The organism is Salicola sp. AFF1, assembly GCF_056783195.1.
In genome coordinates this window covers 230597-246386 of sequence record NZ_JBXAYL010000001.1, presented here as the reverse complement: position 1 = coordinate 246386, position 15790 = coordinate 230597, and the positions used below count along the sequence as shown (strand labels likewise).

The window sequence follows — 15790 nt, the reverse complement described above, 5'->3', positions numbered from 1 at the left end:
TCAGTCAGCGTAGACCGGGAATCGCCGGCACAGCTCCTGAACCTCTTTACGGACCCGCTCGATGGTCTCTTCATTATCCAGATCATCAAGGATATCACACATCCAGCCTGCCAGGTCGCGTGCCTCGGTCTCGCCGAAACCACGCGTAGTCATCGCCGGTGTGCCAATCCGAAGACCGGACGTCACGAAGGGGGAACGGGGATCGTTGGGGACCGCGTTCTTGTTGACCGTGATATTGGCCTTGCTGAGCGCCGCGTCCGCGTCCTTGCCGGTGATGTCCTGCTTGATCAGGCTCAGCAGGAACAGATGGTTCTTGGTACCACCGGAAATCACCTCAAAGCCACGCTGCTGGAACACCTCAGCCATGGCCTGGGCATTCCTGACCACACGCTGCTGGTATTCCTTGAAGTCATCCTGCATGGCTTCCTTGAAGCACACCGCCTTGCCGGCAATCGCATGCATCAGCGGGCCACCCTGACTGCCCGGGAAGACCGCCGAGTTGAACTTTTTCTCCAGATCCGGGTTGGACTTGGCCAGGATCAGGCCACTGCGCGGCCCCCGCAGTGTCTTGTGGGTCGTGGTGGTCACCACGTCCGCGTAGGGCACCGGGTTCGGGTACACGCCAGCGGCAACCAGCCCCGCGAAGTGCGCCATGTCCACAAACAGGTAGGCGCCCACCTTGTCGGCGATCTCGCGGAAACGCTTGAAGTCCAGCTCCTGGGAGTAGGCGGAGAAGCCCGCCAGGACAACTTTCGGCTGGCTCTCAACCGCCAGGCGCTCAATCTCGTCGTAATCCAGCAGACCGGTCTCCGGGTCCAGCCCGTACTGCACGGCGTTGTAGATCTTGCCGGAGAAGTTGACGCTGGCCCCATGGGTAAGGTGCCCACCGGCATCCAGGCTCATGCCCAGCACCGTCTCCCCGGGTTTCATCAGGGCCATGTAGACCGCATTGTTGGCAGAGGAGCCCGAATGCGGCTGGACGTTGGCGTAGTCAGCCCCGAAGAGCTGCTTGGCACGCTCGATGGCAATCTCCTCAACCACGTCCACGTGCTCACACCCTCCGTAGTAGCGCTTACCCGGGTAGCCTTCGGCGTACTTGTTGGTCAGCGCCGAGCCCTGCGCTTCCATAACGCGCGGACTGGTGTAGTTTTCGGACGCGATCAGTTCGATATGCGCTTCCTGTCGGCGGACTTCCGCCTCCATGGCATTCCAGACTTCCTCGTCGTAACCGGCAATGGTCATATCTCGCTTAAACATTGTCAGCCTCTTGTGTGCTGGCAATTGACGCGCCCCGAGGAACGCCTTTGCCAGAAATGGTCGATGATGAACTCTCGGGGTCTGTTTCCTGTAGGAAACACCATTCTACCTAAAAGGGGCCGCAATAACATCCGCCCCGCGTAAATGCGGCATAACGCCCGCCACCAGCGGTTTTCATTGCCTCAACGGCAGCGATTGGTTAACGTACGCACAAACCACGCTTCCATTTTCCGACTCCTGATCAGGACATCGACTCCATGGCTCAGTACGTATTCAGCATGAGCGGCCTCGGCAAGGTCGTTCCCCCGAAGAAAGAGATCCTCAAGGACATCAACCTGAGTTTCTTCCCCGGCGCCAAGATCGGCGTGCTCGGTCTCAACGGCGCGGGCAAGTCGACCCTGCTGCGGATCATGGCCGGCGTTGAGACGGACTACGTGGGCGAAGCCCGGCCGCTGCCCGGTCTCAATATTGGCTACCTGCCCCAGGAGCCGGAACTGGACGATACCAATACCGTCCGCGAGATCATCCAGGAAGCGGTTGAAGGCATCCACAAGGCGCTGGCGCGACTGGACGAGATCTACGCCGCCTACGCCGAACCGGACGCGGATTTTGACGCCCTTTCCCAGGAGCAGGGGGAGCTGGAAGCCTTCATCCAGGCTGCCGAGGGTCACGATATTGAACGCCGCATGGAAGTGGCCGCCGAGGCGCTGCGGCTGCCGCCCTGGGACGCCGAGGTGCATCACCTTTCGGGGGGTGAGCGCCGCCGCGTGGCCCTGTGCCGGCTGCTGCTTTCCAGCCCCGACATGCTGTTGCTGGATGAGCCCACCAACCACCTGGATGCCGAAAGCGTCGCTTGGCTCGAACGCTTCCTGCACGACTTCCCGGGCACCGTGGTGGCGATCACCCACGACCGCTACTTCCTGGACAACGTCGCCGGCTGGATCCTGGAGCTGGACCGTGGCGAAGGCATCCCCTTCCAGGGTAATTACAGCCAGTGGCTGGAACAGAAAGAGAAGCGACTGGAACAGGAAGCCAAACAGGAAGCCTCCCAGCGCAAGGCCGTCAAGCAGGAGCTGGAATGGGTGAAGAGCCAGGCCAAGGGGCAGCAGGCGAAGAACAAGGCCCGCCTGAAGCGCTTTGAGGAGCTCAATTCCCAGGAGTTCCAGAAGCGCAACGAAACCAACGAGCTCTACATTCCACCGGGGCCGCGCCTGGGTAACAAGGTGATTGAGGTGGAAGGTGTGACCAAGCGCTACGGGGATGAGGTGCTTTTCGAGGACCTGACTTTCAGCGTGCCCCCGGCCAGCATTGTGGGCATCATCGGCGGTAACGGCGCCGGCAAGTCCACCCTGTTCCGGATGATCACCGGCACCGAAGAACCGGACGAAGGCCAGATCGTGCTGGGCGAGAGCGTCCAGCTGGCCTATGTGGACCAGATGCGCGAGCTCAACGAGGAGAACAGCGTCTGGGAGGAAATCAGTGGCGGCCAGGACATCATCCAGGTCGGCCATTACCAGACCCAGTCCCGCGCCTACGTGGGCCGCTTCAACTTCAAGGGTGCCGAGCAGCAGAAGCGCATCAAGGAGCTGTCCGGCGGTGAGCGCAGCCGGGTGCATCTGGCCAAGCTGCTCCAGGAAGGCGGCAACGTGCTGCTGCTCGACGAGCCCACCAACGACCTGGACGTGGAAACACTGCGCGCGCTGGAAGAAGCCCTGCTGGTCTACCCGGGCTGCGCCATGATCATCTCCCACGACCGCTGGTTCCTGGACCGCGTGGCCACCCACATTCTCGCCTATGAGAGCGACGGCGACGTCGTTTTCTTCGAGGGCAACTTCTCCGAATACGACCGCGACCTGCGCGCCCGCAAGGGCGAAGACGCCTGGGTCCCGAAACGGGTCAAGCACAAAAAACTTGCCTGAGCGGTTTTCCCCATCAGGGCATCTTTCACTATAGTGAAAGAAACGCCCTGATGAGGTTTGACCATGGCCAGCGAAGAACGCCGCTTTTTCAGTCGCATACTGTTCGATGCCCAGTGCGAGATCCACCTTGGGAACCGCGTCTGGTCGAGCGAGGTATTGGACATTTCGCTCCATGGCGCGCTCCTGAAAGCGCCGCCGGATTTTGACGGCGAGGAAGGGGACGGTTACACCATCGCCATCTGGCTGTCGGATAACACCACCCGGATCACCATGGACGCCATCCTGCGCCACAAGGAAACCGACCAGCTGGGATTTGAATGCCGCTCGCTGGATCTGGACAGCGCCACCCACCTCCGGCGCCTGGTGGAGCTGAACCTGGGCGACGAAGCGGAGCTCCACCGTGAGCTGGCCCGCCTCAGCGACGCCTGAGCTGATTCTCTTCGACTGGCACGGAACCCTCGTGGATACCCACGATGCGATGTTTTCGGCCATGGAGGAAATGCTGCCCCAGCTGGAGGGGCTGGGGCTGGTGGAGGAGCTGCTCCCGGAGGACCAGTGCAAAACCACGGACGACGCACGGCTGGTTCGCTATATCCGGCTTTTCCGCCGCCTCCACCCGCGCATCCTCTCGGAACGGCGCGTCTCCAGGACGGACATCTTCAACGCCATCTTCGGTGACAACACCGAGGCCAAGCAGATTGCCCACGAAGCCTATAACGCCTGTTACCGCAACCATTATGGCGAGGTCTTCCCGTTTCAGGACGGGATCTACGAGTACCTGAACGCCTGGCGCAGCACCGGCATCCGCCTGGGGGTGGCCACCAATCGCAACCGGGAGTTCCTGGAGCACGAGCTGGCGCTGGTCGATGGCGGGCGCTGGCAATCACTGATCGACATCATTGTCTGTGCCGGTGATGTCACCGCCTACAAGCCCGACCCCGAGGTCATCCTCAAGGCCGGGTGGCGCGCCGGTCTGAAGGCCGATACCCACATCTGGTACGTGGGCGACAGCACCACTGACATGGTCACCGCCGGCAATGCCGGCGTGACCCCGGTGTTCTTCAACGGCGGCCAATGGGATCCGGACTACATTGAACGCCGTTTTGCCGGCGATCCAGACCATCACCCGTCATTGATTGCCCATTCCTTCGAGGCGCTGACGGACCGCATCGCGGACAGCCTACAGGGCAATGCCCGGGCCGCCCTCCAGGCCAGGCGCCCAGCCCCCTATCCGGCGCCACAGCCCCCTGAACCACGCATAGAGCCGGACTGGCACCCTTCCTTGGTCAACCTGACACCCCCCAAGGTCATCCTGTTCGACTGGCACGCCACCCTGGTCGACACCCTGGACGCCATGTACCACGCCGTGGATGACATGCTCCCGGAACTGCGCCAGCTGGGCCTTCTGGATGACATTGCCACCTCCGCCAATGCCCGTTCCGACGAGGAACAGCGTCTCGTGGATTACGCTCGCGACCATTCCCGGCTGCATCCCCAGGTGCGTGCTGACCGCAAGATTTCCCGGACCGACATCTTCGAAGTCCTCTTCGGTGACGACGATGCGAGCAAGAGCCAGGCGCACCAGGTCTTCCGCCATCACTATCGACGCCACTACGGTGCCGTTCTGGCGCTGGAGCCGCGCGTGAAGGAGCTGCTATCGACCCTGAACACGCTGCCGCTGCGCATTGGCGTGATCACCAACCGTGATCGTGAATTCTTCGAGGATGAACTAAGGCTCGTGGACGGCGGTGGCTGGACGGACCTGTTCAACATCGCCATCTGCGGTGACGACGTGCCGCATCGCAAACCGCATCCGGATCAGCTCCTACTGGCCGCACACCGGCTGGGGGAACGCCCGGACCAGGGCATCTGGTACGTGGGCGACAGCACCACGGACGTCAGCGCGGCGCGCCGGGCCGGCCAGACGGCGGTTTTCTTCAACAGCGCCCAATGGGACCTGCCCGCGCTCAACCGATTGTTTCCCGGCGATGCCCACCATCCCTACCGCCCGGATGTGGTGGTGAACGACTTTTCCGAGTTCTGGGCCATGCTGCTGGCCTGCCTGGATGGCGCCACCGGTTGATCGGGTAATGGACCTGAGAGCTTGACGCGGGAACTGCATACCAAGTCTCACGAATGCATAGGATTTACTGGTGTTTTTTCCAGTGGTGGACGTGGTGGGGCAGCAGGGCTGCTAAGGTCCCCAATATACGATCATCAGGAAAGCTCGAGTAAGGATAATGCAGAAAAACCACTGCCACCAGAGTTACCACCATTACTGGGGTAAGGCTATGCCGCAGAGCAATGACTCTCAAAGCGGACCCCGCTGCCATCTTCTGCCTTATCACTCACTGGACGTAGCCGCGGTAGGTCACGTCCTTCTCTCTGAAGACACATCAAGAAACCGTTCTCTGGCCGCTTATCTTGGCATGAGACCAAGAGAATTACAGGCTGTTTTCACATTTCTCCTGTCTATCCACGACATCGGGAAGTTCGCGAGAGCATTCCAGAGCCTGGCGGAACCCGCACCGGAACGGCTTGTCCAGCCTGATCCTCAACTGCCTTACCGGCTACGTCACGACGCACTCGGCATGCTGCTGTGGAAGCAATGCTTCTTACTGGACGGCAAGCTTCCCGAAGCATGGTTTTGGCCGCTAGGCAAAGCAATGGAGCGTCAACACAAGCGTTCCCTGGAAACCCTCCTGAACATCACGTTTGGCCATCACGGCAAGCCAGTCGAGGCTGGCAGTGAGGCACTCGACGACCATTTCTACCCTGAAGACGTAGAAGCCGCCTGGACCTTTAGCCGGGACTGTGCAGAGCTGGTCGCTCCCGCATGGCCCTGGGGACTGATGGGAGACAAACAGTGGGGGAAGACACTCAAACGCCTAAGCTGGCACCTGGCCGGTCAAGCCGTGCTCGCGGACTGGATAGGATCCGACCAAAGCGTTTTCACCTACAAGGAGGATCCCGTTTCACTCGAAGACTACTGGCATGAGACAGCACTACCGAAGGCTATCGAAACCGTTCACAGGATCGGCCTAAATCATTCTCCAACAGCCGCCCCGTTCAATGGTTTTGAGACGTTCTATGGCTTTCCCCCTACCCCGTTACAAAACTGGGCTGAAGAAACAGCCATCGAGACCCCCTCCAATCTCTTCATTCTTGAGGACGTAACGGGGGCAGGGAAGACGGAGGCAGCCCTGACGCTGGCGCATCGATTGATCGAAAGGGGCTGTGTGGAGGGCGCCTATTTCGGTCTCCCGACCATGGCAACATCTAACGCCATGTACTCACGCATTGCCGATATTTATCCGCGCTGGTTCTCGAAGAACGATTCACCCAGCCTTGTGCTGGCTCACAGTGCGAGGCACCTCAATGAATCGTTTACCGCCTCCCTGGAGCACCAGCAGCACGATACTCAGTACGGCAGTAGCGAACCAACAGCGTCAGCCGCCTGCAATCACTGGTTCGCTGACTCCCGCAAGAAAGCGCTACTGGCTGACGTTGGCGTTGGAACGATAGACCAGGCCCTTATGGCCGTCCTACCGTTCCGGCACCAATCGCTGAGGCTGGCGGGACTAGCTAATAAAGTGCTGATTGTCGACGAAATCCATGCGTGTGATGACTACATGCTCACGCTTTTGACCGCCGTTCTGGAAGCGCATGCCAAACAGGGTGGATCCTCGATACTGCTCACGGCCACCCTCCCTATGGAGATGCGGGAAAAGCTCATTATGGCCTGGAACAACGGACTCGGAGAAAAAGAACAGCCAACGCTCAACTGCCATGATTTTCCATTGGCGTCTCAGGTCAGTCGTAATGGGCTCACCGAATCGCCGGTAGAAACCCGTCAAAGCGTGCAACGTCACGTCCTAACTCAGCGGCTCGACAGTACCGACGATGTCATCGCAACGCTATGGAGCGCCACTCAGCAAGGCGGATGCGCATGCTGGATCCGCAATACGGTGGATGACGCGATTACAGCCGCACAGCGATTATGGGAATCAGTAGCTGACCCCAGCCGGGTCATCCTGTTTCACAGCCGGTTCATTATGGCCGACCGACAATCAATTGAAGCAAAAGCACTGGCTCACTTCGGTAAGGACTCAGGCGCCACCGACCGGTGTGGCTGCATACTGGTTGCTACCCAGGTGATCGAGCAGTCGCTGGACCTCGACTTCGACTGTATGATCTCAGACCTCGCCCCCGTGGACCTGTTGATACAACGGGCCGGCCGCCTCCACCGCCACGCCCGGGCTCTTAACGGGGACCGGTGTCAGCAACCGGATGCCCGTGATGAACGACCCACTCCCGTGCTGCACATTCACGCGCCCCCAGCCAACACTGACGTGGACAAGGACTGGATAAGACGCTTCCTACCGGGAACAGCCGCCGTCTACCGGAATCATGGTCAACTCTGGCTAAGCCTCAGAGTGCTGGAATGGCGTGGAGGCATCCGTATGCCCGAAGAAGCACGTCACCTGATCGAAACCGTTTACGGACCGGACGCGGACGCGCAGATTCCTGAAGCACTGACGGATAGTTTTTTTGAGCAGGAAGGCGAACGTCAGAGCCAGGTCACCATGGGTCACTTCAACCGGCTCAATCTGGACAAAGGATACTCAACGGTAAGCGCTAATGGCTGGCGGGAAGAAATTGATATCGGAACCCGCCTGTCGGACGAACCCAGTGTCACCGTCACACTGGTGCGGTTGAACGAAGCAGGTACCGCCCTGAAGCCCTGGGCCGATAACGCCCAGCATCCGTGGGAAATGAGCCAGCTTCGGATTCGCCAGTCCCTGGCCAATCAGCTTCCAGAGCTTTCACTGGCAATCAATGCCCTATGGGAGGCAACCGTGGAGCAAAAACCAGGCCTCAAGTTTTCAGTCCCATGGTGCGCAGAACAGGAAACTGATTCACTGAATTACCATGAACGTTTCGGGCTATACCGGCAAAGTGCTCTAAGCATAGAGGATAAAACATGAACCTCCTGAAGGATCCATGGCTACCGTTAAAGCATCGCAATGGCGGCATCCAGTACCACCAAGTGTCTGCCATTACCTCACCGGATGTCGTCGACCTCGCCCTCCCCCGTGCGGACTTCCAGGGTGCTGCCTATCAATTCCTAATTGGGCTGCTCCACACAGCTCTGGCGCCAGAAGACACTGAGCAATGGTTGGACCGGCTTGAAGAACCGCCTTCGACAGGCGACCTTGACGAAGCGCTCGCACCGTTTACTGACTCATTCTGGCTCGACGGGGAAGACCGTCGCTTCATGCAGGACTATGGTTCCCTGAAGGATGAGAGCGCAGTGCCCGCCTCCAGTCTACTGATTGACGCACCAGGTGCCAGCACCGTCAAAAACAATACGGATCATTTTGTTAAAGCGGGTCGAGCGGAAACCTTCTGCCCAGACTGTTCCGCCATTGCCCTCTTTACAATGCAGATCAATGCGCCCTCAGGCGGCAAAGGGTACCGCACTGGTCTCAGAGGAGGCGGACCGCTCACCACACTTGTTATGCCGGAAAGCCCCCACATACCACTCTGGCAGAAACTATGGCTCAACGTGTTGGACCGAGAGACCTTTGAATGCCCGGAAACCGACCCGGACTCCCCAGACCTGTTTCCCTGGATGGGACCAACGCGCACCAGTGAGCACGGTGAGCAAACACGGCTCGATGATGTTCACCCGCTTCAAATGTTCTGGTCCATGCCCCGACGTTTTCGCCTTGTGTTTGAAACCCACAACAGTTATTGCGACCTGTGCGGGCGCCACAGCAACTCGGCTGTTTCACGGGTACGAGCCCGGAACTACGGAATCAATTACGACGGCCCGTGGCGCCACCCCCTAACCCCCTACCGCTGTGATCCCAAAAAGCCCGAGGAGCCGCCTATCTCGATCAAGGGTCAACCAGGGGGCATCGGTTATCGCCACTGGGAGAGTCTGGTTCTCGAAGATAAAGAAGGACACGGCAATCTGCCTGCACCAGTTGTCCTCGACTACCCCAGAAAGGTTGCTGAAGCAGCCATGGGGAACATGACACTTCCCCGGATCGCCCGAATCTGGGCTTTCGGTTACGACATGGACAACATGAAACCCCGGTGCTGGTACGCCGCCCAGGTACCCCTGATAGCCCTTCCACCTGCCAAGCAGGATCGCTTGCTGGACTGGTTAAAAGTGCTGCTCGAGCTGGCACAAGCCGCGGCGATGCAGGTACGCAACCAGGTAAAAGGCGCGTGGTTCAACAACCCCAAGGAAGTGAAAGGCGACCTGACCTTCGTTGAAAACCGCTTCTGGGAAAGAACCGAACACACCTTCTACCAACTGCTCAAAGAGCTTGGTCAACTTCTTGTCGAGCAAGAAGTCTCAAGACTGCCTCCGGAACCCGCCGCACAGTGGTTCCGCCATGTCCAGAACCAGGCGATCGAGATATTCGATGAATTCGCTCTATCCGGCCCTGCGGACACACCGAACATGAAACGCATCACCCATGCGCGAAATCAACTGCTCGGTTGGTTTTCGCGCAACAAGACAGCAAAAGATTTCCGGAAACAGGCAGGGCTTGAAGGGGTCAACACCACAAACACGAAGAAGGAGCCGTCATGAGCCAGGATTCCATCTATTACCACGTAATGCGACAGCAAAACCTCAGGACCAAAGTCCTGGTCTGGTGGTCCAGACTGCATCGGGATGCGCAAACGCTCCAGAGACTGGAGTGGAACGGGAACACACAGCTTCTTCCCCGTGGTATCGCCGCTGAGCTGCGCCGTTGCCATACCGTTGACGACGCCATTCTTACCGAGGGGTTTCGCCATCTCTGGTTGTCCCTGAACGAAGATCAAGCGGGCCAATCATGGACCATGACGGCATGGGCAACCGTTGCGGCGGTGCTGGCCGAGGTTCGCAGCGACTCCTCAACCCCATTCGCCCGTGCCCTGGGCAGCCAAAAGGACCAGACAGGTAAGCCTTATCTGAGTGAGCTCAGGTTCGCGCAACTGCAGAAAAGCCACGACGCCGACATCTTTCTGAAGCGTGCCCGACGTGCGGTGGCATTGCTGGGCAAGCAGGCTCACGTTCTCTCGCTGGCCGACAGCATACTTCACTGGCACCAGGAGAAACATGGCCAGATCAGTCACCAGCCGGAAAAGAGGCTTACAGTACGCTGGGCCATGGATTACTTCACGGCCCTCTCTGAATACCAGAAATAACCCGGACGCTCGAACAAGGAGACCTCACAATGAGCACTTTCATCCAACTGCACCTTCTCACCTCTTACCCACCGGCAAACCTGAATCGTGATGATCTGGGGCGCCCCAAGACGGCCCGCATGGGCGGTGTTGACCGGCTGCGGGTTTCATCCCAGAGCCTTAAGCGGCACTGGCGAACCTCTGATGTCTTTCAGGAAGCGGTGGCAGGGCACGCGGGAACCCGCACCAAGCTCCTGGGCACTGACGTTCGTAACCAACTTCTGGAAGCAGGCGTAAAGGAAAAGGATGCCAAAGAATGGGCTTCCAAGATCGCCAATGTTTTCGGTGCGCTCAAGAAAGACGATGTGGAAATTGAACAACTGGCCCATATCAGCCCTGAAGAGCGAGAAGCGGTGGAAAATCTGACCCAGACACTCGCTGAACAAAACCGGGCTCCCCAGGATGAAGAACTCAAGTTGCTCCGAAAGAAACCGCAAGCTGCGGACATCGCGCTTTTCGGACGAATGCTGGCAGCTGATCCCGCTTTCAATGTTGAGGCTGCCTGTCAGGTCGCGCATGCCATCACGGTCCACCCTGTTGTAATCGAGGATGACTACTTCACCGCTGTCGATGACCTGAACAGCGGTGAAGAAGACCGAGGGGCCGCCCATATCGGCGAAACCGGCTTTGCAGCGGGCGTTTTCTACAGCTACCTGTGCATCAACAGAGACCAGCTTATCGATAATCTACGGGGAGACAGCAATCTTGCTGATCGGACTATTGCAGCCCTTACAGAGGCTGCCATAAAGGTCGCGCCAAGCGGCAAGCAGAACAGTTTTGGTTCACGCGCCTATGCGAGTTATGTCCTTGCGGAGAAAGGCTCGCAGCAACCCCGTTCGCTCTCAGTCGCCTTCCTGAAACCGGTAAACGGGCAGGACCAGATCGACGAAGCGATTAAACAGATTCAAGGCCAGGTCCGAAATTTCAACCAGGTTTACGGCCCCTGTTCCGAAAAGCATTACGAACTCAACGCCCACGCCGGGCAGGGCCAATTCAGCGAGCTGCTAGACTTTCTCAAGCCTGAATAATAGGGGACGCCTCAATGGACTTTCTCATCATCCAACTCTACGGCCCCCTGGCAAGCTGGGGCGCACCTGCTGTCGGTGAATCCCGTCCCAGCTCAGATCACCCGACCCGTGGGGCGCTTCTCGGGCTTGTGGCGGCCAGCCTTGGAATAAAGCGGGAAAACGCTTCCGCTCAAAGTGCGCTGTCAGAGGCTTTGCGCTTCGCAGTGCGACAAATCACACCTGGGGGCATTGTTCGTGACTTTCATACCATTCAAGTGCCCAAGAGGGACAAACAAGCCCAGTACGCAACGCGCAGGGACGAACTTGGCGTTGGGAAAGATAGGCTCAATACCATCATTTCCCGCCGTGAGTACCGCGCCGATGGCCTATGGCAGGTAGCTATTTCACTCACCCCGGAAAGCCGCTGGTCCCTGGAAGATCTGGCAAAGGCTTTGCACGAACCCGTCTTCACCCCCTACCTGGGGCGCCGCTCATGCCCACTGGCCGCACCTCTTGCCCCCGAAAGGGTGCAGGCGGAGGACATCCACGAGGCCTTTTCAAAGGTTTCACCGTTGATCCATGACGACCAGAACCGGTTACTGAGGTTTGATGGGCAAATTGATTATTTCTGGGAAGATCAAGGGAGTAACCTCACAGTACAGGACACCCGTTTCCCGGAGGATGATGTCATCAGCCGGGATCGTTGGCAGTTCCGGGGGCGCGCCGAACACCACGCAAGAGTCAAGGAGGACCTGTGATGTACCTGTCCCGAGTGCGCGTCGCAACTGAAGGGTTGGACCGCAGAGCGCTCCTGAATCTGCTGTCAGGCAATGCCTACACAACTCACCAACTGCTTTGGCGACTTTTTGAGGATCACGCAGAGCGGCAGTTCCTTTTCCGTCAGGAGATGGAATCGGAACAGATGGGTGCGGAGCAGGACCCTCGTGGACTGCCCCTGTTTTACGTATTGTCCCAGTCGACCCCCACTGATGTCCCGGGTCTTCTGCAAACCGACACAAAACCCTTTGCGCCAAAACTCCAGGAGGGACAACAGCTAGCTTTTCGCCTCAGAGCCAACCCCACCGTCGACAGAAAAGAACCGGGCAAAAAGAACGCCACAAGACACGATGTCCTTATGGATGCGAAAACCCAGTGTCGACGGGATAACATTACCGACCCGGAGCACATCCAGGCCCTGATGAACGACGCCGCCCTCCATTGGCTGCACCGTAAGAGCCAGTCGGCTGGATTCAGGCTGGAGGGCACTCCCCAGGTTACTGGATACAGACAGCAATCCATGCACCGAAAGGGACGAGACATTCGCTTTTCATCCGTTGATTACGAAGGACTGCTGTCTGTCACATCCGCTGAATCCTTCACATCGTCGCTCAGCCAGGGCCTTGGTCGCAGCAAGGCCTTCGGATGCGGGCTGATGATGATTCGACGGCCGTAAGGGGGAACCATGCCTTATGTTCCCCTCAAACCCATCCCCATCAAGGATCGCGTTTCGATGATTTTCGTCAGGCCGGGACAAATCGACGTCAAGGACGGCGCCTTTGTTGTTATTGACGACGTGAATGGTGAACGGATGCATATCCCCGTCGGTTCAGTCGCTTGCCTTTTGCTCGAGCCCGGGACACGCGTATCACACGCAGCCGTCAAACTCTCCGCCACAACCGGAACCCTGTTGATCTGGGTAGGCGAAGCCGGGGTCCGGCTTTATTCGGCGGGCCAGCCGGGCGGGGCCCGCTCCGACAAGCTGCTCTACCAGGCGCAACTTGCCCTTGATGACAGCTTACGGATCAAGGTGGTGCGCAAAATGTTCGAGATCCGTTTTGATGAACAAGCCCCTCAAAGACGCTCAGTCGATCAGCTGCGGGGCATTGAAGGAGCAAGGGTACGAAAACTCTACAAGTCGCTGGCCCATCAGCATGGACTTAAATGGGACGGGCGGCGGTATGACCCGAACAACTGGGACAGCTCTGATCCGGTGAACAAATGTCTTTCTGCCGCGACAGCGTGCCTTTATGGCGTAACAGAAGCCGCCGTCCTTGCCGCTGGATACGCACCGGCCATTGGATTCCTCCACACCGGAAAGCCCAAGAGTTTCGTCTACGACATTGCAGACCTGGTCAAGTTCGAAACCGTTGTTCCGGCAGCCTTCAAGGTGGCGGCCTCATCACCAACAAAACCCGACCGGGATGTTCGCATCGCCTGTCGCGACGCCTTTCGTAAAACGAAACTGCTGAGCCGGCTCATCCCCCTTATTGAAGACGTCCTGGCTGCGGGAGAGATAACGCCCCCAGAGCCCGCATCGGAGAGCCAACCGCCGGCAATCCCGGAACCGGAATCTCTCGGGGATGAAGGTCACAGGAGCCAATAATATGGCAATGCTGGTTGTTGTAACCGAAAACGTACCGCCGCGCCTGCGTGGCCGACTGGCAGTGTGGCTACTGGAGATCCGCGCCGGTGTCTACATTGGTGACGTCAGCAGGCGCATCCGGGAGATGATCTGGGAGCAGGTTAATGCACTTGCTGACGAAGGCAACGTGGCCATGGCTTGGTCCAGCAACCACGAGTCGGGTTTCGAGTTCCAAACCTACGGAAAAAATCGCCGCATTCCAGTTGATTATGACGGCCTACGTTTGGTGCAATTTCTCCCCTTTGATCATAACTAGCTGATAACAAAAGGTTCTTTAAAAAATCAGACTGGCTTTTTGCGCCCGCAAAAATTGGTGCAGTTCCGGGGGCCTTGATTTCTGTTTTTCAAACAGGAAGATACAATTGGACCGTTCCCCGCATACGCGGGGATCAACCGCGAGCCGTCAGCCAGTAATAGTGATTGGGCGGCCGTTCCCCGCATACGCGGGGATCAACCGGCGTTTATCGACTGGGGAAGCCGGGATATTACCCGTTCCCCGCATACGCGGGGATCAACCGTAAGCGAGCTGATCCCCAGAAAATAAATCAGCCCGTTCCCCGCATACGCGGGGATCAACCGTTTGCCGATGGCTTTGAGCGCCAAGCCGAACGCCGTTCCCCGCATACGCGGGGATCAACCGGGCGCGTGCCTGATAGGCTGGTAGAAAACCTGCCGTTCCCCGCATACGCGGGGATCAACCGCCAACGGAGGCGCCAATGGTTGCCCCAACGCCCCGTTCCCCGCATACGCGGGGATCAACCGTTGATTGTGCGGCCTTGCTCGCGTGCAAATGCCCGTTCCCCGCATACGCGGGGATCAACCGCAGGAAGTGCGTGACGAGATTTTCCAGGCTGCCCGTTCCCCGCATACGCGGGGATCAACCGTCAGCTTGATGCGGAACTGGAGTCAATACGTCCCGTTCCCCGCATACGCGGGGATCAACCGACAATATAGGACTCTGGCAACCGACTGTTGTCCCGTTCCCCGCATACGCGGGGATCAACCGTCGTTTGTCATGTTCCGACAGTGGTGTGGCCGCCGTTCCCCGCATACGCGGGGATCAACCGTGCGCCGGGAAGCTGGGCATCAGCAAGAACGCCCGTTCCCCGCATACGCGGGGATCAACCGATTGAGGCTGACCGCGAAAGCCAGCGTGAGAGCCGTTCCCCGCATACGCGGGGATCAACCGCCTATCAGAACGTGTCAGCGGCGCCGGCGGACCCGTTCCCCGCATACGCGGGGATCAACCGCCCGTATATCGGCTTTGTGGGCAATGACGTGACCGTTCCCCGCATACGCGGGGATCAACCGGTTCTCGTTGATGCACTGGACAATGCACCAGACCGTTCCCCGCATACGCGGGGATCAACCGTGCTCCTGATTGTCCACCTTGAGCGGCGTGGACCGTTCCCCGCATACGCGGGGATCAACCGTCGTTCTCTATCGGTGTTCCGGTCATGCGTTTCCGTTCCCCGCATACGCGGGGATCAACCGTCATCCGGCGGATCGGCCGGCGCCGCGCCACCCCGTTCCCCGCATACGCGGGGATCAACCGCGCGCTTTTGATTCGATGGTCTGCCACATTCTCCGTTCCCCGCATACGCGGGGATCAACCGTGCCGGGAGCACACCGGAACCGCGCCGCGCAACCGTTCCCCGCATACGCGGGGATCAACCGCCGGAGTCGCGCCGGGACGTGGAGGTTAAAGACCGTTCCCCGCATACGCGGGGATCAACCGCTCGGCCATCCACACAGCGTGGCGGCGGCTGTCCGTTCCCCGCATACGCGGGGATCAACCGTCTTCGGAGCAGGGTGGCAAGAGGTCGGAGTCCCGTTCCCCGCATACGCGGGGATCAACCGGGATGACCACGGGTTGGCGTTAGAAATGGTGACCGTTCCCCGCATACGCGGGGATCAACCGGGAGAGGAAGTTA

General features: G+C 58.9%; 12 protein-coding genes and 1 CRISPR repeat array (1 of these 13 only partly in view). Of the genes, 11 read left to right on the top strand and 1 reads right to left on the bottom strand.

Annotated features, from left to right (window positions below; all coding sequences use genetic code 11):
- Entirely contained in the window at nt 1-1257 is a 1257-nt protein-coding gene (gene glyA, locus AC1RQI_RS01140) for a serine hydroxymethyltransferase (protein ID WP_481903321.1), read from the bottom strand.
- A gap of 257 nt (nt 1258-1514) precedes the next feature.
- Between glyA and ettA the strand changes: the two genes are divergently transcribed.
- The 11 genes from ettA to cas2e all read left to right on the top strand — a co-directional run bounded on the left by ettA (nt 1515) and on the right by cas2e (nt 14112).
- A complete protein-coding gene (gene ettA, locus AC1RQI_RS01135) occupies nt 1515-3176 on the top strand; it encodes an energy-dependent translational throttle protein EttA (protein ID WP_481903320.1) in 1662 nt (553 codons plus the stop codon).
- Between the two features lie 63 nt (nt 3177-3239).
- The gene (locus AC1RQI_RS01130) at nt 3240-3605 is read left to right on the top strand and encodes a PilZ domain-containing protein (RefSeq protein ID WP_481903319.1); all 366 of its coding nucleotides are present in this window, start codon (nt 3240-3242) and stop codon (nt 3603-3605) included.
- On the top strand, nt 3577-5259 hold the full coding sequence (locus AC1RQI_RS01125) for an HAD family hydrolase (protein WP_481903318.1): 1683 nt from the start codon (nt 3577-3579) through the stop codon (nt 5257-5259). Before AC1RQI_RS01130 ends, AC1RQI_RS01125 begins: the two co-directional genes overlap by 29 nt.
- A 208-nt stretch (nt 5260-5467) precedes the next feature.
- The gene (cas3, locus tag AC1RQI_RS01120; protein WP_481903317.1) at nt 5468-8164 is read left to right on the top strand and encodes a CRISPR-associated helicase Cas3'; all 2697 of its coding nucleotides are present in this window, start codon (nt 5468-5470) and stop codon (nt 8162-8164) included.
- Complete coding sequence (gene casA / locus AC1RQI_RS01115) at nt 8161-9786, top strand: type I-E CRISPR-associated protein Cse1/CasA (protein WP_481903316.1); 1626 nt, start codon at nt 8161-8163, stop codon at nt 9784-9786. Before cas3 ends, casA begins: the two co-directional genes overlap by 4 nt.
- The gene (gene casB, locus AC1RQI_RS01110; RefSeq protein ID WP_481903315.1) at nt 9783-10388 is read left to right on the top strand and encodes a type I-E CRISPR-associated protein Cse2/CasB; all 606 of its coding nucleotides are present in this window, start codon (nt 9783-9785) and stop codon (nt 10386-10388) included. The genes casA and casB overlap by 4 nt, the downstream gene beginning before the upstream one ends.
- A 29-nt stretch (nt 10389-10417) precedes the next feature.
- The gene (gene cas7e, locus AC1RQI_RS01105; protein ID WP_481903314.1) at nt 10418-11455 is read left to right on the top strand and encodes a type I-E CRISPR-associated protein Cas7/Cse4/CasC; all 1038 of its coding nucleotides are present in this window, start codon (nt 10418-10420) and stop codon (nt 11453-11455) included.
- A 14-nt stretch (nt 11456-11469) separates the two neighbouring features.
- Entirely contained in the window at nt 11470-12192 is a 723-nt protein-coding gene (cas5e, locus tag AC1RQI_RS01100; RefSeq protein WP_481903313.1) for a type I-E CRISPR-associated protein Cas5/CasD, read from the top strand.
- The gene (cas6e, locus tag AC1RQI_RS01095; RefSeq protein ID WP_481903312.1) at nt 12192-12887 is read left to right on the top strand and encodes a type I-E CRISPR-associated protein Cas6/Cse3/CasE; all 696 of its coding nucleotides are present in this window, start codon (nt 12192-12194) and stop codon (nt 12885-12887) included. The genes cas5e and cas6e overlap by 1 nt, the downstream gene beginning before the upstream one ends.
- Nucleotides 12888-12896: 9 nt before the next feature.
- Nucleotides 12897-13817, top strand: coding sequence for a type I-E CRISPR-associated endonuclease Cas1e (cas1e, locus tag AC1RQI_RS01090; protein WP_481903311.1), 921 nt, complete (start codon nt 12897-12899; stop codon nt 13815-13817).
- A gap of 1 nt (nt 13818) precedes the next feature.
- A complete protein-coding gene (cas2e, locus tag AC1RQI_RS01085; RefSeq protein ID WP_481903310.1) occupies nt 13819-14112 on the top strand; it encodes a type I-E CRISPR-associated endoribonuclease Cas2e in 294 nt (97 codons plus the stop codon).
- A 111-nt stretch (nt 14113-14223) separates the two neighbouring features.
- Nucleotides 14224-15790: direct repeats of the CRISPR family, unit length 29 nt; unit sequence CCGTTCCCCGCATACGCGGGGATCAACCG; it runs 2062 nt beyond the window's last position.